Below are 22,418 nucleotides of genomic sequence, written 5' to 3' on the forward strand. Positions count from 1 at the left end.
GAGCCGGTCAGAACTGTTCAGCGCAACTTAGCCGCCGCCCTACTTCCGCACCACGAGCCGACTTCTTCAACACAATCTCCCACACGCGGACATTCAGCGAGGTTTGCGGAACGCCTGAAAGCAGACATACTGCGGCGATGCTCGCACTCTGTATCACTGGCTTCGATGTAGATCCGACCATAGTCACGAGAACAATCAGCTTTGAGCCAACCTCTGTCGGTCGGATAGGTGAGCCGTCGCCAAGCGGCAGGCCGCGAAGGTTTAACGGTTGGTGGCACGAAGCAGAAAGCCAGCGCCTCGCAGGCGGTGAGCAGCACGACGACGCGCTGGTCCGCATCTTGGACAACCTAAATGGGCGAGAGGACCGTTTCGCCGAGCTTCGGGAATCGATCCGGCCCAAGCAAATATCGATCTATGGCGGCCTGTATGTGCCCTCTGACGCGCAATGCGGCGTTTGGCTTGAGCCAGACCAGATGATGCTACTTGCCGCCTGCGGCGTCGGTTGGGGGCTTGATATTTTCGCTGCCGATTAGGTCGCTGTTTCGTATGTCCGACCCCAAACCGGAAGATCCGCTTCCTACCGGATCACGACATCCATCAGTGGATGACCGGGGTAGCAAGCTTGTCGTTCGCGACGATGAACAAGCGTCCGAAGTTGGGGAGCTGGAAGAGTAGGTTGAATGACCGATTGTGGGTCTATTTGGCTCAGGATGTCGGCTTCGACTTACCATCCTCAGGTCGTTTCAAATGACGGGATAGCCACTCGGTTACGCGTTCCAGCGTGGCGGGATCAGATACCGGCGGCCCGGCATGGATCGGCTTGCCCCCCGGTCCCTTCTCCAGCCGCTGGAAGCCGTGGTTCATCCGCGGCATGATGGCCACGGTCGCGTCCGGGTTGCCGCGAAGGGCGTGTGCTGCATCGTCCATGGTTCCCTCCGCCGCCACCACTGTGTCTTCGGCCGCGTAGAGCGCGAGCACCGGCGCCTTCAGGCCTGCCAGCGTCGAGGCGGCAGCGGTCTGCCATTGCGAGAGCAGAACCGGGTGCGCCAGCATGTTCGCCCACCCGTTCGCTTCTTCGGCGCTGCGGCCGACGGCCACAATCGTGGCGATCAGCTGCGCACGCAGAGTTGCGAGCTGCTCCGCCGGTTTGCCCGCCGCATGTGCCTCCATGAAGGGACGGGTCGCAGCTAAGATACGGGCGACCGCCTCCTTCGGTAGGCCGCGTTGTGCGAGTTGCACATTCATCGCGTCCAGGAAAAGCGTGCCCTGTTCCCCCGCGGGTGCCGCGAGCATCACGACCGCGGCGATGTCAGGGTCCCTGGCCGCCAAAGCCGGACCGACGACCCCACCTTGGCTGAGGCCGAACAACGCCAGACGCTTCGAATCGAGGTCGACCCGCTTACGCAGCCAGGCGACCGCTGCGGTCGCGTCCTTGATCATTACCTCGTTGGTGTCGAGCAGCGTGCCGGTGGACTGCCCGACGCCGCGCTTGTCGTAGCTGAGCGTCGCGATGCCGTTCGCCAGCAGCCGCTGTTCGAGCAATGGGAAGACGCCGCGGGGTGAAGATCCACCGCCGCCCAGCAGCAGGACGATCGGGTAAGAGGCAGCAGCCGTGGCCGGGACCCTCAGCGTTCCGGCCAGCGTAACGCGCGGCTCGGACTGGATCCGAACGTCCTCGGCTATCTGTGTCGGACGGAAATTGGCGAAGGCGCGGTCCATGGCAGCCGCGCTGACCTTGCCTTTCAGGAAAGCGGCTGGGCCAAGCTGCACTCGAGTTGGTACTTGTCCCAATTGCACAGTCAACGACTGCGAGCTTGCCGCCAAAGCACAGGGCGTAACGCCGGTGATGGTAAACTGTCGCCATGCCGGGACGACATCCATGGTAGTGCTGGCAAGGCCGGCATGCTCGGGTGGTCCACCCTGAATGGTTGCGGGTACGCGGACCGCGCGATCGCTGCGAGCCCAGAACGTCGCCGTGATGCGTTCTCCCGCTTGTAGCGTGACGGGCACGGCCATCCCCGCAGCGCTGGCCCATGGTTCGCCGGCCGTAGTGCGTGGTTCGACCCCAACCGCGTTGCCGCCGGGAACGCCATCTACGCGCTCGAAGGCCGCAGGCGCTCCGTAAGGCTGCCACTGGATCACTTCGACGATCTGCCCCGACTGCGCCTGCAAGGGCGCCGGGAAGACTACCGCGGCCATCGGCAGCGTCATAAAGGCAAGCTGTTTGCAGATGACGACCACGAGAGGTTCTCCTTATTGAGGTGAAGTTCAGGTGGATGATGCTCTCCGATGGACCGCGGAGCGTGGTTCAGTCTCGCCATACAATTGGCGGAGCAAGGCGACTGCGACCGCCTCGACCGCCAATGTCAGGGCGGGCAGCACGAGGCAGGTCTCGTCTTGCACGACCATGCCGGCGAACAGAGCCAGCGTGACCGTTGCCGCCGCACCGAAGCGCTGTGCGGCAGCCGCCCGCGTCCAGTCCCGCTCCGCCGCGAACCAGGCAACCAGGGCGTCGCTCCCAACGCGGAGCATAAGAACAAAGGCGAGCGACGGTATCGCACCGGCGTTGCCGGCGTTTAACCGGGGCACGATCGCTTCGGCTCTTGCAAAGGAGCCAATCGCGTCGGCGTAAGGTGGATGGATGAAAGGATAGCCGACGAGAATGACGACTAGCAGCAGCGCCGCCGCGGGCAGGATAAGTCCCACGATGATAGTGTAGCTCGTCAAAGTCAGCCGCCCTTCGATGTGGGCCGGCAGCTCGCGCCACGCGGTCGTCAGGCAACCGGTGGCGAAGGGCAGTCCGTCGCCTCCCGCAACTGCCGCGTCGAACTCAGCTTCCATCGCCAGCTTCCAGCTGTGACGATGTGGACCGAGGCTCGTCATCGCTATCGCCATCACTATGCGGGCGAGCAACGCGCTCATGCCGGCGCTCCCACCAAAGCGGAGGGCAGGGCTGCCATCTTCGCTTCACGCGCGAGCGCCAGGCCCTGTGCGGTCAATCGATAGGCATGACGCGGCGGGCGTCCTGGCCCGGTTGGTTCGCGCCATTCGGCCTCGACCAGACGCTGGTCGGTCATACGCATCAGCAATGGGTAGAGCGTACCAGACTTCAGACCCGTGTCTTTCATCAGGTCATATCCGTGGATCCAGCCCGGCGCCTTCTCGAACAGCGAGGCGAGCAGCGCAATCATCTGCGGAGATGGGCGTCGGGTGCGACTCATGGACAAACCATACATATGTAGAGTTAAGGGGGCAAGCTCAGTGCTCTCCCGTTTGCCATGGGTGAATGCGATCTGAAGGCCGGAAGGCCTGCTTACGCTTAGTAGGGACGTCAAATGAACGGGCGTTCGCTTTCGGGATGCCAAGCGAACGACCGGAATGTCGGGATGTGGGTCGTAGCAAAGCAGACACAGTTACGGACGTGGTCTCAGCCGCCGTCGTCAAGGGAGACTAGCGGCTCGGGCTGAGACCGCTTCCCGCACTCGCTCGAGCGCAGCTGCTTCTGGCGCTGCTTCACCCATCAGGGCCCAAGCGCCACTGATCGCAAAGGCGCAGTGACCGTGGACTGTCGCGATGAGTGAGCGCGACAAGGTCGCGACATCGTCATCGACTTCGCAGGCAACTGCGCGCGCGATCTCCTCGACGACGATGCGGGTCAACAAGGCCCGGCCGGCCTCGTCTGCCTCGGTCAATCCGCCTTCGGGGGGCAGGCGGTGATCGAAGATCGCCGTCCACAGGTACGGGTGTTCGCGTGCGAAGCCGAAATAGCCATCTACGAGCGCCGCGATGCGGTCGCCGTCCGGGCCGACGGCGGCCAGCCGCTCGCGCAGCGACGCCGCCCAGTCCGCAAAGCTGCGCGTATTGATCGCAGCCACTAGCCGGTCCGCGGTACCGAAGACGTTGTGGATCGTGCCGATCGAATAGCCAATCCGCCGCGCCACCTCCCGCGCCGAGAAGCCTGCGAGTCCCACTTCGGCGATCAGCGTTGATCCGGTCGCCAGAATCAATTCCTCGAGTTCGGCGCGGCTATGATCGGATCGGCGTCCCATTCGATGGCTGTAACGCACGAAATGAGCAATGTACAATTATTATATTGAGCAGTGCATTATTTCTGATATCGTCAGAGTGAATCGAGGAGTTTGGCGATGTCATTGCTGCTTTTGATCGTCGTGTGCGGGACTGTGGCGCGGTTGTGGCAGGAGGTGCGGCAGCTGCGTGAGCGCGTCGAAACGCTTGAGGCCGGCACTAACTTGCCGACAATGCCGGTAGCGGTGGAGGCGTCGCGGACCGTCTACGTTCCGCCCAAGCCATCCCCCGCGCCGTTCTTCGAGGTGGATCGTGGCCTTTATCGCCCTGCGGAGCCGATCGCCAAACTCATGGTCTCTCCGCCAGTGCTGGCCGACGAGACTCAGGAAGAGGCAGACGTCGCGGAACCGATGAATATCGAGGCGTCACCGCCGTCGTCGCGCTTCGAGGATGTGTTCGGGCGGCGGCTGCCGATCTGGGCGGGCGGGCTTACGCTGGCGGTCGCGGGCGTGCTGATCGTTCGCTATTCCATTGAGGCGGGGCTGCTGTCGCCATGGGTGCGGGTGGTGTTCGGGCTGATCTTCGGTGCGGCACTAATCGGCGGGGCCGAATTGGCGATGCGTCGTGATGCCGTCGTGCGCGATCCCCGCGTGCGCCAGTCGCTGGCGGGTGCCGGCATCGCGACGCTCTACGCGGTGACGCTGGCGGCGGTGCATCTATACGACCTGATTGGGCCGGGCACGGCATTCGTCGGGATGGCGCTATTGACCGCGCTAGCCGGGGCGCTGGCCGTGCGGTTCGGTGCGCCGAGCGCGCTGCTCGGGTTGGCCGGCGGTCTGGCGGCACCAGCGTTAGTGGGTATCGGCGAGCCGAATGTGCCGCTGCTGACCCTGTATCTCGCCCTGACCGTCGGTGGGCTATGCGCGTTGGGGCGGCAACAGCGCTGGTGGTGGCTGGGCACGCTGGCGCTGGCCGGCGGGTTCGGCTGGGGCGCGATGCTGATCCTTGGTGGCGCGCTCGATCTCGCGGCTGCGCTGTCAGTCGGTTTCTACACGCTTGCGCTCGCCATCGCGCTGCCGCTGCTGATGACCGGCGACCGGGCCGCGCTGCTGCGGGTGGTGGCGAGTGTAATGGGCTGTGCGCAGCTTGCCGCTCTGGTCGCGCTGGGCGGGTTCGCGCCGCTGCACTGGGGTTTGTTCGCGCTGATCTCAGTCGCGATCCTGTGGTTGTCGCGACGGGAGGCGGTGTTCGCCGATCTTCCCGCGCTGGCGCTGGGGGTGGCTATCCTGCTCGGTTGCGTGTGGCCGGTGCCGAACGCCTGGGAGATGGCGGCGCTGCTCGTCGCACTCGTCGCGATCCATGCGGTGCCCGCCGTGCTGCGGGTTTGGCGCGATGACGCCCGCGTGGTCGATGCGCCGATGGTGGCGGCGGTCGCGGTCGCGATCGGCGTGCTGCCGTCGCTGCGCTTCGACGACACGGGCGTCGTCACGTTGATCGGCGCGGCGCTCGCCGCCGGTGTGGCGGCGCGCGGATGGCGAGTGGCGTGCCGCGCCGATGATGCGCGCTTCGCGACGTTGGCGATCACCGCGGCGGGATTGACCGCGCTGGCGGCGGTGCAGCTGTTGCCCTTGGCAGCGTGGGCATCGGCGGCGGCGGTGCTATGCGCCGGGATGATGATGCTGGCCGATCGGGCGGAGGACCGGCGGATCGAGCGCGCCGCGTGGAGCTTCGGCGTGGCGGCGCTGGCGGTTCTGGCTATCGGCGGGGGCATCGGCCGGCTGTTCGGAGAGGCAGATGTCGGCCACGTCGTGACATGGATCGTGCCGGCCTGCATCGCGGCGGGCATGGCGATGCGGTCGTACGGGGCGCGCGCTGCGGTGATCCAGCCCGCGGCGGTGATCCTGGGCTATGGTGCGGCGGTGCAGGTGCTGCCAGCCGTGCTGATGCCGCTCGTCCCGGCGGCTCTTCTGACGGGGTTGGCCATGGCCCGCCGTACCGCGGTGTTCCCGGCAGCGATTACGGCGGCAGGCGTCGCGGCCAGCTGGTCGTTGATGCCGCTGCTCGCATGGACCCGCATGGCGGCGATCGCGGCGGGCGGCACGATGGTGCCGGTTGGCGACTGGCCTGCGATGCTGGACGTGGCACTACGGCTGACGTGTCCTGGCGCGGCGCTGCTTGTCGGGGCTCTACTCCTGCCGCAGCCGGCCGAGGTGCGCCGCGTTGCGATCGGTGTGGGGGGTAGTCTGTTGGCCATCACCTTGCATATCGCGCTTCAGCACGCGGTCGGGATTGACAGTCAGACAAGCTTCGTCGCGCGCACGACGATGGCGGACGCGCTGTGGGAATCGCTGCTAGCGCTAACCGCAGTGGGCGCGTGGCGGTTCGGTGCGCGGGAAGCGGCGAGGGTGCTGGGAGCAACCACTCTAGCGCATGGCTTGTGGTTCACTGGGCTGGTCCTTAATCCACTAATCGTGCTCCAGCAGCCCGGCCCGTGGCTCACGCTGTCGTATGGCGTGATGGCGGCGATCCTGTGGGCGCCGCCCCGCGTCGTGCCGGGGATCGGCCGGATGCGCGACGGCGCGCTGATGGGGTTGATCGTCGTCGCCGCCTTCACGCTGCTGCGTCAGGTGAGCCATGTGCCGATGCCGCTCTGGACGGGCACCGGCGCGGGCGAGCAGATCGCCCGGTCGATCCTGGCGCTGGTGCTGGCGGGGACGTTCCTTGGCATCGGTATTCGCCGGCACGCGCGCGACTGGCGCCTCGCCAGCCTGGCGCTGATAGTGATCGCGGTGGTCAAGGTGTTCCTGTTCGATGCCGCAGGGCTAGACGGGCTGGCCCGGATCGCCTCGTTCGCCGCGCTCGGCTTCAGCCTGATCGGCGTCGGGTGGCTGTACAGCCGTTACCTGCCCGACGCGTTCCGTTAAGACTTCACCGCTATCGCCTCGTATCAAGGGGAGCTACGACCATGTCCGCACCAGATCTGTCACTGCTCGGCAAGCGTCGGTTCGCACCGCTCTTCGCCGTCCAGTTCCTCGGCGCTTTCAACGATAACCTGCTAAAGTTCGGGATGCTGTTTCTCGCCAACTTCACGCTCTACGCTGCGGCGCCGGCGAAGGCGGAGTTGCTGGCGACGATCGCAACCGGCCTCTTCATCCTGCCCTATTTCCTGCTGTCGGGGCTGGCGGGCCAGCTCGCCGACAAATGGGACAAGGCAGTGCTGGTGCGCGCGGTCAAGGCCGCGGAGGTCGGCATCATGGTCCTGGCGCTTGGAGGTTTCTGGTTTGAGTCGGTGCCGGTGCTGCTTGCCTGCCTGTTCCTGATGGGCGTGCATTCGACGATCTTCGGGCCAGTCAAATATTCGATCCTGCCGCAACACCTCGACCGGCACGAGTTGATGGGCGGCACGGGGCTGATCGAGGCAGGTACGTTCCTCGCGATCCTAGCGGGTCAGCTCGTGGGCGGGCTGATCCCGGCGTGGGAGGCGGGGCTGGTCGCGGTCGGTGTTGCGCTGCTCGGCTTCCTCGTCAGTCTTGCGGTCCCGAGAGCACCTTCGCTCAAAGCCGGTCTGACGGTCGACCGCAACATCTGGCGCAGCACGATCCAGATCCTGTCGGTCGCGCGCGCCGGGCGCGGCGTGTGGCTGGCGATCTTGGGGATCAGCTGGTTCTTCTCAGTCGGCGCGATCCTCCTGTCGGAGTTCGCGCCGTTGGTCAGCGGGACGCTGGGGGCAGGGGCAGGCGTGGTGACGCTGTTCCTGCTCGTCTTCTCACTGTCGGTGGCGGGGGGATCGCTGGTGGTCAACAAGCTGCTCGGTGGTGAGGTGTCGGCGCGATATGTGCCGATTGCCGCGCTGGGGATGGCGGTGTTCCTGATCGAGCTGTGGGTCGCGACACGCAGCTTTAGGGTGACCGTACACGATGCCGACGTCGCTGCGTTCGTGGCGAGCGCGGGAAGCTGGCCGATTCTGATCGGCTTGGTCGGCCTGGCCTTTGCGGGCGGAGTGTTCATCGTGCCGCTCTACGCCATCCTGCAGGTCCACACCGATCCCGCGGAGCGCTCGCGCGTCATCGCGGCGAACAACATCGTCAATGCCTTTGTCACCGTCATCATGGTCATGGTCGTCACGCTGTTGCTGGCGACGGGGACTAGCGTGCCCGGCATCATTGGCGCGATGGGTTTTGCGACGCTGGCGATCGCGCTGATATCGTGCTGGCTGTTGCCGGAAACGGTGTTCAAGGCGCTGATTCGAGCGCTGCTCGTCCTGTTCTATCGCGTCGACGTGCATGGCGCGGAGCACATGCCGCAGCCCGGCGAGCGCGCGGTGGTGGTGGTCAACCACGTCTCGTTTCTCGACGGGCTGCTGCTCGCCGCCTTCCTGCCCGGCAAGCCGACCTTCGCAGTCGCGACCTCGATCGCGAAGGCATGGTGGGTGAAGCCGTTCCTGGGGATGTTCGACGCCTTTCCGGTCGATCCCACCAACCCAATGGCTGCGAAGGCGATGGTCAAGGCGGTACGCGAAGGGCGGACGCTGGTGATCTTCCCCGAAGGCCGGATCACGGTGACCGGCGCGCTGATGAAGGTCTTCGACGGTCCCGGCATGGTGGCCGACAAGGCCGACGCGCCGATCGTGCCGGTGCGGATCGCGGGCGCGCAGTTCACGCCCTTTTCACGGCTGAGGGGCAAAGTGCGGCTGCGTACCTTCCCTAAGATCGACCTCACCATCCTGCCACCTCAGCGCTTCGCGGTAGAGGGCGAGACGGCGCGGCAACGCCGGGCCGCGGCCGGCGCTAAGCTCTACGACGTGATGAGCGACATGATCTTCGCAACGTCGGACACCGATCGCACGCTCTATCAGGCGCTGATCGATGCGAAGAACGTGCACGGTGCCAAGCGGCCGGTGGTCGAGGACGTGAAGCGCGAACCGATGAGCTACGCGCGGCTGCTGACCGGCAGCATCGCGCTGAGCCGTCCGCTCGCGGCGCTGACGCGGCCGGGCGAGGCGATCGGGCTGATGCTGCCTAACGTCAATGCGGTCGTGGCGAGCTTCTTCGCGCTCCAGGGCATCGGGCGAGTGCCGGCGATGCTGAACTACACAGCCGGACTCGCCAACCTCAAAGCGGCATGCGTCGCGGCGAAGGTGCGAACGATCATTACCGCGCGTGCCTTCGTCGAGCAGGCGAAGCTAAGCGAGGTGCTTGCCGGGCTCGAGGCGACCGGCCTCCGCGTCGTGTATCTTGAGGATGTCGGCGCGGCAATCGGTACTGTCGCGAAGCTGCGCGCGCTCGTGGCGACGCGCTGGGCGGAGCGGCTGCATCGCCGGCATGATGTGTCGCCTGACGCGCCGGCGGTGATCCTGTTCACCAGCGGATCGGAAGGGCTGCCCAAGGGCGTCGTGCTGACGCACCGCAATCTAATGTCTAACTGCCTCCAGCTTTCGGCGCGGATTGACTTTAACTCGGCCGATGTCGTGCTAAACGCGTTGCCGGTGTTCCACAGCTTCGGGCTGACCGGCGGCACACTGTTGCCGATCCTGTCGGGGGTGAAGACGCTACTTTACCCGAGCCCGCTGCACTACCGCATCGTGCCAGCACTGGCCTATGACGCCAATGCGACGATTCTATTCGGCACCGACACCTTCCTGTCGGGCTATGCGCGCATGGCGCACGGCTACGACTTCTATTCGCTCCGCTACATCTTCGCCGGCGCCGAGCGCGTGCGCGACGAGACGCGGCGGATCTATGCCGAGAAGTTCGGCCTGCGCATCCTCGAAGGCTATGGCGCGACCGAGGCGGCGCCGGTCATCGCGGTGAATACGCCAATGCACTTCAGGGCGGGAAGCGTTGGTCGCTTGCTGCCCGGCGTCGAGGCGAAGGTGGAGCCGGTGCCGGGGATTGAGGAGGGCGGCCGCCTGTCAATCCGCGGGCCGAACATCATGGCGGGCTATCTGAAGGCCGATGCGCCCGGCGTGCTGCAACCACCGGAGGGCGGGTGGCACGACAGCGGCGACATCGTAAAGATCGACGATGCCGGCTTTGTGACCATCAAGGGCCGCGCCAAGCGCTTCGCCAAGATCGGTGGCGAGATGGTGTCGCTGCCCGCCGTCGAGGGCTATGCGGCGCAGCTGTGGCCCGGCGCCGAACATGCCGTCGTGACGCGGCCCGACGCGCGCAAGGGCGAGCAATTAGTGCTGTTCACGACACAGGCAGGTGCAACGGCCGGCGCGCTGCAGCAATGGGCACGCGGCAACGGCATCGCCGAACTGTCAGCGCCCAAGGACGTCCGCGTGGTCGACACGCTGCCGGTGCTGGGCACTGGCAAGCTCGACTATGTGACTATGGCCGAGTGTGCCGTTTCTGACGGACGCATCGACCGGACGGACAATGTTGATGAGGAAGAGACGGTCTGATCGGGGCCTAGCGGGGTACCGAATGGTGTTCCACCCGCGATGGTCCGCGAGCGGGCCAGTCCGCTCACACGAATGAGCGGCAGAGGTAGGTGAGTTGGAGGTGGTGCTCGAGTGACCGATTGTGGGTCACCACGGCATGGGCAGGAAGGGCAATTTAACGCCGCTGGTCGCACTATCGACGAAGTCGCCCCTTCGGGTCAGGAGCGTTGCGTATACGGCTCATCCGGCGGCTTCTCCGACGCCTTTTAGCTATGCGTGATGACCAAGCGGACATATGCCCCGATCAAGAATGGGGGGACGGGAATGATCAACAAACGCAAGCTTATCGCTGGCGGCCTTGCTTTGGGCGTGGCGACCGCAGCATCCGCCAAGGTCGCACATTCAACCAAGCGTCAGGCCATCGAAGCAATAAGTCTACCTCCGGATTTTAATGGCGCGCTTGCCTACGGACGACAGGGCAAGATCGAGCACATCCGCTGCGTGGGCCTGGCCGATGTGGAGGACAAACGTCCCGTCACTCCGCACACGCAGTTCAAATGGGGGTCCGCATCAAAATGGGTGGCCAGCGCGACTGCCCTCCGCTTGGTCGAGCGCAACATGTTATCGCTGGATGCGCCGATCGGAACCTACCTGCCGGACTTTCGCCATGACACGGGCGACCGTGTGCTGATCAAGCATCTGCTGTCCAACACGAGCGGGATCACCGACCTTCTGGTTCCGGCGATCAAGGCCGATCGATCGCTGCTCAACTTAACGGAGACGCCGGCAGCGATATTGGCAAAATACGGGAGGGGCGACTTGAAGTTCACCCCTGGTGCGGGATGGGATTACACCCCCCTCAACTGGGTGATCGTCGCGGCGGTGCTGGAGCGGATCACCGGCAAACCGCTAGCCGAGCTGGTTGGGCAGATGGTCCTTCAACCGCTGCACATGACCGAGACCGGTTATGCCCAAATGGGGCAACTTCCGATGCCGGGATTAGCGGCCGCGTACGGCAGCGTCGTCCCGCCAGTCCGCAAGATGACGGCTGTCCCCGCGTTCCTGGCGGGCAGCGGGAATACGGCCAGCACGGTGCGGGATGCCGTCCGCGCCGCGCACGGCATTTTTCATACCGCCCTTCTGAGCGCGGGATCGCGGCTGGAACTCACAAGCCTTCACTGGCCGGATCAGGAATATGCCCTCGGCGGCCGTGTCCACACCATCGGTAACGAGCCATGGGCGTGGGAGACAGGCAAGGTCGAGGGGTATCGAGCCCTGATCGCGCACCGCCTGAGTCGGAGCGAAACCATCGTGATCTTCAACACGACCGATATGTCGCAATCCCAGATCGGGGACTGGGCCGAAACTATTGCTACTGCCTAAAATAAATCGCCTCCCTCCCGATAAGACGGGAAACGCCTGACCGTGACCAAGTCATTTTGTGATGCTTTGCAACGCAACAGGCATTGCGGCACCCAAACGACGCATCGTGCCTGAGCAACAGTTCACGCGCATGATCGTCACCCCCACAGGCGTCGCGGTGAATGATAATAGGATCGATACGAGGGAGATGAGATGGTGACAGGAACCATGACCGTTCTTGCGGCTGCCGCGATATTCGTCGGTACCCATTTCCTACTGTCGCACCCGTTGCGCCCGCCCCTGATCGCCGCGATCGGCGAGAAGGCAATCCTGGGCGTCTATTCCGTCGTGGCGTTCGGCACGCTCGGCGCGACGATCTGGGCGTATCGCGCCGCTGCGATTACCCCGCCTTGGTGGAACGTCGGCGCTGGCCTGTGGGCGGTCTCGACCGCCCTGATGCTCGTCGCCTCGATCCTGCTGCTAGGGTCGCTCGTCCGCAATCCCGCGCTCGCCGGCGCCGCTGCGAATGCCGCCACGGCCGAGGCACGGGGCGTATATAGCGTCACCCGCCACCCGATGATGTGGGCGTTCGCGATCTGGGGCACGTCGCATATCCTGATCTATCCGATCGCCAAGAACGTCATCCTGTCGGGATCGATGATCGTACTGGCTTTGGTCGGGGCGGCTTTGCAGGATCGCAAGAAGGCCACACTGGATCCGGAAGGGTGGCCAGCATGGCAGGCTCGGACAAGCTATCTGCCGTTCGCCGCCATCGCTGCCGGACGTACTAAATTGGGCGGCTTCGGCGGACATGCCTTAGGTGGCGGCCTTGTCACATGGCTCCTGGCGACATGGGCACACATCCCACTCGCCGGATGGCCGGCCGGCATCTGGCGCTGGATCTATTGAGTTTGTCGATCGGGAAGTGTCGGATGGTAGTCCCGCCGCCCCCGCTGGCACTAATATCGCTGAGCGATGAACGAGAGTCCGAAAGCGGGACCCGTCAATTTACCGCTGAACGGCCGGTTGTGGGTCTCCTCCGCCGCGAAGCGGCTGACCGCCGCATGGCCCATCGGCCGTTCCCAGTGCCTGTCGCTTTCCCGCTTACCTTTCCCGAAACTTGCCGCTTTGGAAAGCTCGCGGTTTTCCCAATTCTCCGACTCCACCTAGCCGTTTTGGGAAAGTGCATTCGGGAACAGATTTTGGGAAAGCGGGTGCCCCGCATGCCTGTGGGTACGATCGCCGCGGCCTCTGTCCCATATGACGTTCGTTTTCGGGAATGCCTCGGCCCTCTCGATCGCCGTGCCCTTGCGAGGCAGCGGGCCGTCTTGATTGCCGTACCCAATCAGAAAATTCTTGGCGTCTTATTAAGGCCATTCGCCTAGGAATGAACCGTTGTGCCAGTATTAATCGGGAGGCTGAGTATGCTAAGGGCGGCTGCACGTGTGATAGCGCTCTTTAGCTGCTTGGCAATATCGCAGCCTAGCATCGGAGAACATTTTCCTTCACCTTCGCACGGTACATCTAACGGAAATATAACAGCATCTGCCTTTTGTCGCTTATCGCATGAAAGCTTAGAAGCAAGCACCCTTCACGTTGTTCAAGTAAATCGATCAAATTATGGAGCGACAGTTAAAGTTCGGCTTCATACGCAAGCTGCACCCATCGTGATACTTGCATCTTCAACTAGCCCTATAAATTGGCGATTCTCCAACGCCAAAATGGCGAATGTACGGCAGGTAGTCATAGTTGGTCGCCATGCACGGGTGTCCGGTCTTGCATCTGGCACGCCGGTCTCGCACTGCCGCACTAAGCGTGAATCGCAAGCGTACTCGGGCTTTGTTATTGATCGAGTAGCGGATGCGCTCGCAGTGTCGGTTGAGAGCGTGCAACGTCAATGGATCCTACACAAATCAAGCTTCGATATTAGGCCGAAGCCGTACCCTAGTGTGGAAAAATCAGAGTGGGATCGCTGTCGCCTTGATGCCGACTTTGGAGGGTTGAACATCACGCGAGACAAAAGCACGGACTTGGAAGCGTGCCGAAAGATATGTGATGAGACAGGTGTGTTAGACAGAGGCGCTGGACGTGCAGTGTGTGTATACGAAGGGAAGCGTATCAAGGCCTATCCGGCACGTCCGGGGTATGAGTTACGACAGTGCAGGCTTATCGCAAGAGACGGCAGGAATATAATAAGTATATCGCTGACGCCTCTGCCCGAATGTAGACGGCACGTCTGCTCGACTGGCAAGATGTATATATCCAGTGGGGTCAAGAACCATTGGTCCAGTCAATGCCTTTATACCGGTGATGTCATTGAAAAATTCCGCTTTCGAAGAGAAAGTTTGCCGCAGTGGGCGCAATGAATCGGCGCTAGATGGCAAAAACGAGTTTCCCATTCATGATCCTTGGTGGGAAGGCATGGAACGGCAGAAAGCGCCGGAAAGCCGACTACGAGATTAACGTTAATTGCGTACAACCGAATGTGTCTCGACAATACGCCAGTTGCCGTTCTGCTGTCTCAGTCGAGCGACCTGTGGAACGTCCGTGCCCGTGTAACGAGCTGTGAATTCGCAGGTTGTCGTTGGCAGCTCGCTAGGCTCGCGTTCGCCGCAACTCACGTCCTGGATCCGCCAAACCCCCTGTGGCATATGAAACAAGACGATCTCCCCTTTCCGGAGAGCCTCATCAGCAATGGCCTTCATCACAGCGGTATCGTGGGCCAGTAGCGCGTCGATCAGCTCGGTGTCGGTAGGGCATAGCAGGAGTGAGGCGCATCGGCTCGTCGCGGCGAGCAACAGTATGGGGAACATGAGGCAGCCTCCCGAGAGATGCGACCGATACTCCGAACGCCGGTTCGACACCAACTGCGACTGTCATTTTTTCTTGGGCACGCAAATTTCAGAGCGGACAGGTTGGTCCCACCAAACCCGGCCGGTCCCAAAATACGGCTCCGTCAAACCAACGTGGCAAGCGGGGCAGGGGGCTGATAACGGTCACGGATGAGCCGGAAATCGAGGGCGTTGCCGCCCAGTCCATTTCGCCGCTTCAACTCCTCACCGGAGGTCATCCGGCTAGTGGTTCTGATGTACGTCCGCTTTCCGCTGTCGCTGCGAAACGTCGAGGATCTGCTCTTCGAACGCGGCATCGACATCTGCCATGAGACGGTGCGGCTGTGGTGGAACAGGTTCGGTCCGCTGTTCGCCGGTGACATCCGCCGTCAGCGCGTCAGCCGAATGCGAGGTTTCCGTCATTGGCGTTGGCACCTCGACGAGATGTACGTGAAGCTGAACGGCGAGATGGTCTATTTGTGGCGGGCGGTGGATCATGAGGGTGAAGTACTGGAGAGCTACGTCACCAGGACACGTGACAAGGGCGCAGCCTTGGCCTTCATGAAGAAGGCGCTGAAGCGCCATGGCTCCCCCGATACTATCACGACTGATGGCCTGCGCAGCTACGGTGCTGCAATGGATGAGCTAGGCTGCCGTGACCGTCAGGAGGTGGGTTGCTGGGCGAATAACAGGATTGAAAATAGTCACCTACCATTCCGACGACGAGAGCGGGCAATGCTGCGGTTCAGGCAGATGAAGACGCTGCAGAAGTTCGCCTCTGTCCACGCCAACGTCCACAACCACTTTAGCCTCGAACGCCACCTGACCGACCGACAGACCTACCGCGAACGACGCTCCGCCGCACTGGCGGAGTGGCAGGCGCTTGTCAGCTGAACCTGGCTCTCAAAAGACCAGCTTCAACCTGCCGAGACGCGTCCGCATTAAACTGACAGCTCCGTTACTTGGATATAGTTTGCTCACGTGAATGGATGATCGGATTTGGACGGTGGGTAAGGAAGCGTGAATGAACGCATCTGAGGCTGGTCATTCGCCGACATGCGCAGCGAGCGCCGTCGAGAAGCAGGCCTTAAAAGCTATCGCTAGGTTCCGGAACGAGTGAGAGGGGCGCTGCATGACGATTTCTGGATTGCTGCAACATGCTTTCCCGTCGACGGCGCGAGGTGGTAGACCCTGATCTATGGCTGGAAACCTTACGTTCATCCACGCGGCGGACATACATCTCGACAGTCCGTTGCACGGCCTTTCGCGAAGTGACGAGGCGTTCTCGCGCCTGGTGCGTGGCGCGACCCGCAAGGCCTTCTCCAACGTCGTCGATCTCGCAATCGAGGAAGGTGCTGCCTTCGTTGTGATCGCCGGCGATCTGTATGATGGTGCCTGGAAGGACCAGTCGACCGGCCAGTTCGCCATTGCCCAGCTGGCGCGCCTCGCAAGAGCCGGAATTCGCTCCGTGATCGCCTTCGGCAATCACGATGCTGAGAGCCGGGTCACCCGCCACCTGACGGCGCCGGATGGCATCTACAAGCTGAAGAGCGCGAAGTGCGAGAGCGTATCATTCGACGATCTCGGAGTCGTCGTTCATGGCCGCAGCTACAAGGAAGCGGCAACGACCGAAAACATCGCGTCGACCTACTGCCCGCCAGTGCCGGGCATGCTCAACATCGCGCTACTCCACACCGCGCTGGACGGGCATGAAGGGCATGCCAACTACGCGCCATGCAGCCTGGGCGAGCTACAGGCAGCCGGTCACGATTACTGGGCACTGGGTCATATTCATGATCATTCGGTCCGGTCTGAACACCCACACGTCGTCTTCGCCGGCAACACACAAGGGCGCCACATTCGGGAGACCGGCGCCAAGGGTGCGGTGGTCGTCCGCGTCGAGGAAGGCGCCATCGTGCACGTCGATCACCGCGCAACTGACGAAGTCCGTTGGGCGCATACCCGGGTCGACGCGGTTGGCGCAAGAGACCCCATGGAGGCACTCGCTGCGATCCAAGCGCAGCTGCGTCCAGCCGTTCTGGGTGCTGACGGCCGGCCCCTGGCTGCGCGGGTATCAATCACGGTCGATGGCCCACTTGCGCAGCGCCTCCGCGCCGATCCCGCATGGTTCGAGGCGGAGGTTCGCGGCCATGCAGCCGGGGTCTCCGACGCGCTGTGGATCGAGCGGGTGAAGATCATCGCCAACGGCGCGGCGCTCCCCACGGGCCTGCCGCCCGAATTGCTGGAGATGCTGACCCAGGCGCTCGACGATCCGGACTGCCTCCGTGCGATCGAAAACGCGATCGCACCGCTGACGGCAAAGCTGCCGGCAGACATCGGCGACCCAGATACGGCGCCACTGCTCGCGTCGGCACGCGGCCGCGACGGTGCAGCACTGGTTCGCGCTGCTAAGGCGCTTGTCGAAGCTCGGCTCGGGGAGGGCACTCACTGATGCGGTTTCGCCGACTGGAATTGGTTCGCTACGGCGGCTTTGCCGACCGCGTCTTCGACTTCGGCAGCAGCGGTCCTGACCTGCATCTCGTCGTCGGCCCGAACGAGGCGGGTAAGTCGACCGCGCTGCAGGCGATTAGCGACTTCCTGTTCGGGATACCCGGGCAAAGCCGGCAGAACTGGCGGTATGAATATGGTCAGCTTCGTCTGCGGGCACTGATCGAGAACGACGATGAGTTGCTCGACGTCACTCGGCGCAAGGGCAATCGCGATACCTTACTCGCCGCAGACGGCATGCCCTTCAAGGGCGATCCACTGGCACCGCTGCTCAGCGGCATCGATCGTGCCGGGTTCGAACGTATGTTCGGGCTGGACCATACCAAACTGCGCGAGGGTGGAAACAGTATCCTCGGCGGTCGCGATGATGCCGCTCGGATCACATTAGAGGCGGGCACCGGCGTATCGCATATTGGCAGCGAGCTCGCCCGACTTACCGATGTGGCATCAGCGTTGTTCAAGCCAGGCGGGCAGAACCCACCAGTGAACCGGTTGATGCGGGAGCGATCGGAGGCGCTCGCCCAAGTACGGCAGACCTTGATCAGCGATGCTGACTGGACGGGCACGCGACAGCGCCGCGCCGATGCCGAGGCACGCCGCGCAGCACTGATCGACGAGGCTGAAGCTCTCGATCGTGAGCAGGCGCGCCTGGATCGGGTGGGAAGAGCCCGTGCTCCTTTTGCGCGCCTCAGCACCGCACGCGCCGAACTGGCCGAGCTTGAAGGTCTGCCAACTCTACCGCAGGACGTCGCAGCGCAGCTGGCGACTCTTCGCGCGGACAGGCGTGCAGCCTCCGAGCTTGCGTCTCAGGCGAAGGGTGATCTGGCGCGCGTCGAAGAAGCGATCGCAGGCGTGGAACGCCCCGGCATGATCCTCTCCGAACAGGAACGGATTGAAGCGCTCGAAGAGCAACGGCCGGTCATCGCCAAGGGAGTCGGCGATCTGGCGCGACGGCGCGCCGAGCTGGACCGTATCGATACAAAGCTGGCTGCCGCGCTTGCTGAAGCGCGGATCGCACCCGAACAGCCGCTTCCTTCCGCCGGGTGGCGCAGGCGAGCGTCCACACATCTCGATGCCGTTCGAGAGTTGAGGACGAGGGAGGCCACGGTTGAGAAAGAGCGGGTCAAGCTTGTCCGTGATCGGGCCGCGATCGAGCGCGATCTTGCGACGGTGGGCGAGACCATTGATCCCGCGAACCTGATCGCAGCGCTGCAGTTCTTTCCGGCCGACGCGGAACCCCGGCTGGCAGAGGCGACGATGGAAGCCGAGCGGAAGCGGACGCTCGCGAAGGAACGCTTGTCTAATCTTACCCCATGGCAGGGGGCAACAATTAGTCTGCGGACGCTTGCCGTACCCAGCGAGGCGGAAGCCGCCGCGGTGCGAGGTAATGCGGAGACGGCAAGGAATGACGCAGCCGCTGCATGCAGGGAAGGTGAGACTGCCCAGACCAACGCCATCCGAGCCGAGGCAAGGCTTAAGGGCCTGACTGCAGGCGGGTCGCTTCCCACACCTGACGTTATTGCAGCCGCACGGCAGCAGCGCGACATACTCGTTGCGCAGGTTCGCGAGCGACTGGTGGCACCGCATGGCGGCGAAGATGTCGGGATCGGCGATGCGCTTGGCCTTTCGGTCAAAGAGGCCGATCAACTGGCCGATCGACGCGACGCCGAAGCAACCCGCGTTGCAGAATATGTCCTGACCACCGTCGCCCTTGATGAAGCGAACGCGCTGGTAGCCGCGGCGCGCCAGCGAGAGGAACGACACCGGGCGGCACTCAATCTGGTTGAGCAAAGCTGGGCGGAGCAATTGCGCACGCTTGGATTTGAGCGGACCATCGCACCGGCAGACCTGTCCGGATGGCTCACCAAACGAGCCTCAGCACTGGAAGCCGATCGCGACGCGGTGTCTGCAGAGCTGGCGCTAAGGGGAATGTCCAGCCAGTTCGAGGAAGCACGAAGCATGATCGCAATCGCGCTGTCAGAGGCGAAAGGGCCTTTGGTAACAGCTAGCGATACGAAACTCGTCGAACTCGCTGGCGCTCACGCCACTGTGCTGACGACAGCTGCGGCCACTCGCGATCGGCTGCTGGCTGACTTGGCCGCGATCGAACGTGCAGAATATGGACTTGCAGCGGAGATTTCCGATCTGGCGCACGCACGTGTCACGCTCGATCAGGCACAGGCAGATCTAGTCAGGGAGGCAGCGCTTCCCGCCGATGCCAGCGACACGGTGCTCGCCGACGCCCTCGAAGCTATCGCCCATGTCGGCGAGGAGACCGGAGCACGAGAGGCGATCGTGCGGCAGATCGAAGCTATCGAGCGGGACCGGTCGGCTTTTAACACCGAACTGAGGGCTGTACTGACGGCGCTGCAGGTCACCGGCTCTGCCGATCCGGTCGAGCATGTGCGCCAGCTTGGGGCTTCGTTGCGCGCGGCAATCCGGGCTCGTGACGCGCTGGCGGGGCTTGAAGCTGATCGCGCGCGCATCGCAGGCGAACTTGCTCACGCAGAGCGTCGGCTCGAAGGCATTGCCGCTGCAATAGCCGCGCTGATGCAAGCCGCTGCCACGACGGACGAAGGCGAGCTGGACGGGATCATCACCAGCCTGTCTCGGCAAAGCCTCCTTCGAGCGGCGGAACGCGAAGCGCTCGACGAGCTAGCCGGCACCGACAACGGCGCCGGGCTGGATACGCTGGCCATCGAGATTGCGAGTTTGTCTGTTGAGGACGCGGCAAGCGCACGAGCACGTATCGACGATCGGCGTCGCGAAGTGGCGGCCGAGCGGGAAATCGTTGGTCGAACGCTGAACGCCGCGGATGAAGAGGCTGGCCGTGCAGCTAGCGAGAGCGCCGCGGCGGATGCACAACAGACCGTCTTCGAGACGACTGCGTCACTGGCTCAGGCAGCGGAGGAGCATATCCAGGCTGCGAGCGCGGCCGCGCTGCTTCGCTGGATGCTCGATCGACATCGGACGACCAATCAGGCGCCGCTGATCTCGCGGGCAGGCGTACTGTTTGCGGAAGTGACGAGCGGTGCCTTTACCGGCCTGACTGTCGGCTATGGCGATAACGACCGGCCGATCATCTTCGCGCAACGCTCGGATGGCGTTGAGGTCGGCGTCGAGGCGCTCAGCGAGGGAACGCGTGACCAGCTATACCTTGCCCTGCGGTTGGGTTCGATCGAAGGACGCGTAGGCGCGAGATCCTTGCCGATCATCTGCGACGACCTGCTGATAACCGCCGATGATGGTCGGGCAGGCGCACTCTTCCGGGTGCTCGCCGCAGCAGCTGCGCATAGCCAGGTAATCGTGTTTAGCCATCATGCTCATCTCATAGACGTCGCGCGTAACGCGGTGGGATCAGATGGCTTTCGCCTCCATACAATTGAACCAGTCGGCGCGATTGCAGCGTAAGCGGAACCCCTTGAACGGTCGGGAGGGTGATAGCCAGATCTAGTTGGATGTCGCTGCCCGCTATTAATTGGCGGCTTTGAAGCACTGAATGTTGACCGGCCACTCCAATCCGATCTGCGCCGTTCCATGAGACGATACGGGCAGTCGCCGGGCGAAAGTATCGACGTGAACGAATGTCTGAAGTCGGAAATCGGTTGAGGGCGTGGGAGTGTCCGCTTGTGAGTCGTTTCGTTAGGCCGGCTGACCTGACGTAGAGGTTCGCGCTTTAGATAGAAATGAGAGCCCGCCGAAACGGGCTCTCGAAGATTGGTGTGGCCGGAGGGATTCGAACCCTCCGCTTGGCGGTACCTCGGTCGCTTAGATCAGTTGCGTTGCGCCCCATCGCTTGCGTGGATCAGCCCCACCATGGACCACGTTCCCGCCTGCTTCACCTTGCACCTTCAAATCGACGTGTGCACTCATGTGAACCTCCATTGGTGGCAAGTGAACGGTAATGTTCACCGTGCTTACGATGGTGATCCCGATGGCGACTGACCACGCGACGATGGCTGCGCGTCGCTTTTTTCCGACCCTCACTTCCGAACTGTTCGACGCTGGTGCGCCCTGTCACCTTAATGGCTGAGTTTTGCGCGAGCGACAATCATAGAATCTGCATCGTGTTCGACTTCCGAACCCGCGCCGTTTCTCCACCTTCGACCCATGTATAATCTCGTTCGACCGTGAACGAATGGCCGATGTTGAGCGACGTATAAGCCACGTCGAACGTCCGCAACTGGGTCGTGTAGGCGGGCGGGTCGGGCGGCCGCTCTCGCCCATAGCGGACGTTCAGGACACACGAATTACCGTTGCTCGCCGGGACGGCGGCACGATGGATAGTTGATTGGAGAGGCAAGCGCGCTCCAGTAGCCATCGGCGCCTCTCGTGAGCCTGAGCGAAGACACTGCATCGTAGCTTGGTCGGATACGATCAGCTCGCTGCTGGAGCGCCTGATCACGAAAGCATACATCAACGCCTTTGACGGATGTAGCCAGCACGGTGAAGCTCATCAGCCAGCCACCGTCGCGACTGGTCATCGCCACGCCACTTTTACCTCGATCGGTTTCGATGAATCCATAATCTTCAGGCGTCCGCTTGCCGGAAGCTCGTCGAGGTCCGGTAGAGTTCGGAAATGAAGTAAGGTCCAGTCTGCGGATCAGCTGATCGATCCCGTCGCCCGTCGTTACAATCGGTGCGGGGATGTGATCATCAACGGCGACCCCCAAGGACGTCGCGCACCATCTACGCGCTAGGTCGAAGGCGGTCGACATGCCACCCTGGCGGCGTCGAATTCGACATACGGGCTGACCGACACCGCTATGATCCCTATGATAGTAGACGATAATCCCGGCTCCGCTGCCGCTGTATCGAGCGCGGTAAGCCAGGGGCGATGCCGACCGTGATTGTGTGGTCGGCTGTTCGGCGTTCCAGGGTGTCAGCCCTTCGGCTTCGATCAGCGCATTGGCGAGCGCTTCGGGCTGCGGGATATCCGGATCTAGCACCAGTTCCGCCGTCACTCCCTCCCGTTCGAGCACCTTATTATTGTAAGACGTTAGCACCTGTGAACCGCCAGCTAGCATCATCACTACCAATAAGCCGACCATCGTGCATCTCCTTCGCCGATTAGGATAAAAGGCTGGTTTGCAGCTTTCATGCAGAAGCCGACTGCATCCCTCCAAAGTTCCGTTCTCGTCACCTAGAGGCTGTTGACCGGCCCTTCGAAGCGGAACGGCGGTTTTTCTCCCAGGTCACGACATTCGTCAGTAGATGGCCGGGGTGGCAAGCTAGGGCTCAGACTCATTCACAGCCAGAACGCGAGAGCTGTTGCGAGCGCCACGCCTGAGAGGAAGTTGGCGGCA

At 63.0% G+C, this 22,418-nt stretch carries 13 protein-coding genes; 8 read left to right on the plus strand and 5 right to left on the minus strand.

Annotation, left to right across the window (positions count from 1 at the left end):
* Window positions 1-533: DUF4279 domain-containing protein (locus tag AC07UH_RS20815; RefSeq protein ID WP_495182088.1), on the plus strand; the 533-nt coding region annotated here is incomplete at its 5' end.
* A 172-nt stretch (window positions 534-705) separates the two neighbouring features.
* Here AC07UH_RS20815 and AC07UH_RS20820 read toward each other — a convergent pair.
* The 4 genes from AC07UH_RS20820 to AC07UH_RS20835 form a co-directional block, all read right to left on the minus strand.
* The gene (locus AC07UH_RS20820; protein WP_495182089.1) at window positions 706-2,241 is read right to left on the minus strand and encodes an alpha/beta hydrolase family protein; all 1,536 of its coding nucleotides are present in this window, start codon (window positions 2,239-2,241) and stop codon (window positions 706-708) included.
* Window positions 2,242-2,268: 27 nt separating this feature from the next.
* Window positions 2,269-2,922: a hypothetical protein gene (locus tag AC07UH_RS20825; protein ID WP_495182090.1), complete on the minus strand. Its 654-nt coding sequence runs from the start codon at window positions 2,920-2,922 to the stop codon at window positions 2,269-2,271.
* Entirely contained in the window at window positions 2,919-3,191 is a 273-nt protein-coding gene (locus AC07UH_RS20830) for a PadR family transcriptional regulator (protein ID WP_495182091.1), read from the minus strand. The genes AC07UH_RS20825 and AC07UH_RS20830 overlap by 4 nt, the downstream gene beginning before the upstream one ends.
* Window positions 3,192-3,440: 249 nt before the next feature.
* Window positions 3,441-4,067: a TetR/AcrR family transcriptional regulator gene (locus tag AC07UH_RS20835; protein ID WP_495182092.1), complete on the minus strand. Its 627-nt coding sequence runs from the start codon at window positions 4,065-4,067 to the stop codon at window positions 3,441-3,443.
* A gap of 78 nt (window positions 4,068-4,145) precedes the next feature.
* On the opposite strand from AC07UH_RS20835, the gene AC07UH_RS20840 reads away from it, so the two are divergent.
* The 7 genes from AC07UH_RS20840 to AC07UH_RS20870 all read left to right on the plus strand — a co-directional run bounded on the left by AC07UH_RS20840 (window position 4,146) and on the right by AC07UH_RS20870 (window position 20,523).
* Window positions 4,146-6,950 carry a DUF2339 domain-containing protein gene (locus AC07UH_RS20840; protein WP_495182093.1) on the plus strand — a complete coding sequence of 935 codons (2,805 nt, stop codon included), beginning with the start codon at window positions 4,146-4,148 and terminating at the stop codon, window positions 6,948-6,950.
* A 41-nt stretch (window positions 6,951-6,991) separates the two neighbouring features.
* Entirely contained in the window at window positions 6,992-10,432 is a 3,441-nt protein-coding gene (locus AC07UH_RS20845) for an acyl-[ACP]--phospholipid O-acyltransferase (RefSeq protein WP_495182094.1), read from the plus strand.
* 303 nt (window positions 10,433-10,735) lie between these two features.
* Window positions 10,736-11,794, plus strand: a complete 1,059-nt coding sequence (locus tag AC07UH_RS20850; RefSeq protein WP_495182095.1) for a serine hydrolase domain-containing protein — start codon at window positions 10,736-10,738, stop codon at window positions 11,792-11,794.
* A 207-nt stretch (window positions 11,795-12,001) separates the two neighbouring features.
* Entirely contained in the window at window positions 12,002-12,682 is a 681-nt protein-coding gene (locus AC07UH_RS20855) for an NnrU family protein (protein WP_495182096.1), read from the plus strand.
* 2,114 nt (window positions 12,683-14,796) lie between these two features.
* Window positions 14,797-15,498, plus strand: a complete 702-nt coding sequence (locus AC07UH_RS20860; RefSeq protein ID WP_495182101.1) for an IS6 family transposase — start codon at window positions 14,797-14,799, stop codon at window positions 15,496-15,498.
* 304 nt (window positions 15,499-15,802) lie between these two features.
* Window positions 15,803-17,056: a metallophosphoesterase family protein gene (locus AC07UH_RS20865; RefSeq protein WP_495182098.1), complete on the plus strand. Its 1,254-nt coding sequence runs from the start codon at window positions 15,803-15,805 to the stop codon at window positions 17,054-17,056.
* Window positions 17,056-20,523 carry an ATP-binding protein gene (locus AC07UH_RS20870; RefSeq protein ID WP_495182099.1) on the plus strand — a complete coding sequence of 1,156 codons (3,468 nt, stop codon included), beginning with the start codon at window positions 17,056-17,058 and terminating at the stop codon, window positions 20,521-20,523. The genes AC07UH_RS20865 and AC07UH_RS20870 overlap by 1 nt, the downstream gene beginning before the upstream one ends.
* An 839-nt stretch (window positions 20,524-21,362) precedes the next feature.
* On the opposite strand, the gene AC07UH_RS20875 is transcribed toward AC07UH_RS20870, so the two are convergent.
* Window positions 21,363-22,163: a hypothetical protein gene (locus AC07UH_RS20875; RefSeq protein ID WP_495182100.1), complete on the minus strand. Its 801-nt coding sequence runs from the start codon at window positions 22,161-22,163 to the stop codon at window positions 21,363-21,365.
* Window positions 22,164-22,418 lie beyond the last annotated feature (255 nt).

The organism is Sphingomonas sp. GW821-FHT04B01, from assembly GCF_059420425.1.

What these genes read in the sequence shown, in the direction of transcription:
- AC07UH_RS20825 (WP_495182090.1), bottom strand. Translation starts at nt 2,922, where the DNA reads ATGAGCGCGTTGCTCGCCCGCATAGTGATGGCGATAGCGATGACGAGC.
- AC07UH_RS20830 (WP_495182091.1), bottom strand. Translation starts at nt 3,191, where the DNA reads ATGATTGCGCTGCTCGCCTCGCTGTTCGAGAAGGCGCCGGGCTGGATC.
- AC07UH_RS20840 (WP_495182093.1), top strand. Translation starts at nt 4,146, where the DNA reads ATGTCATTGCTGCTTTTGATCGTCGTGTGCGGGACTGTGGCGCGGTTG.
- AC07UH_RS20845 (WP_495182094.1), top strand. Translation starts at nt 6,992, where the DNA reads ATGTCCGCACCAGATCTGTCACTGCTCGGCAAGCGTCGGTTCGCACCG.
- AC07UH_RS20850 (WP_495182095.1), top strand. Translation starts at nt 10,736, where the DNA reads ATGATCAACAAACGCAAGCTTATCGCTGGCGGCCTTGCTTTGGGCGTG.
- AC07UH_RS20855 (WP_495182096.1), top strand. Translation starts at nt 12,002, where the DNA reads ATGACCGTTCTTGCGGCTGCCGCGATATTCGTCGGTACCCATTTCCTA.
- AC07UH_RS20865 (WP_495182098.1), top strand. Translation starts at nt 15,803, where the DNA reads ATGGCTGGAAACCTTACGTTCATCCACGCGGCGGACATACATCTCGAC.
- AC07UH_RS20870 (WP_495182099.1), top strand. Translation starts at nt 17,056, where the DNA reads ATGCGGTTTCGCCGACTGGAATTGGTTCGCTACGGCGGCTTTGCCGAC.
- AC07UH_RS20875 (WP_495182100.1), bottom strand. Translation starts at nt 22,163, where the DNA reads ATGGTCGGCTTATTGGTAGTGATGATGCTAGCTGGCGGTTCACAGGTG.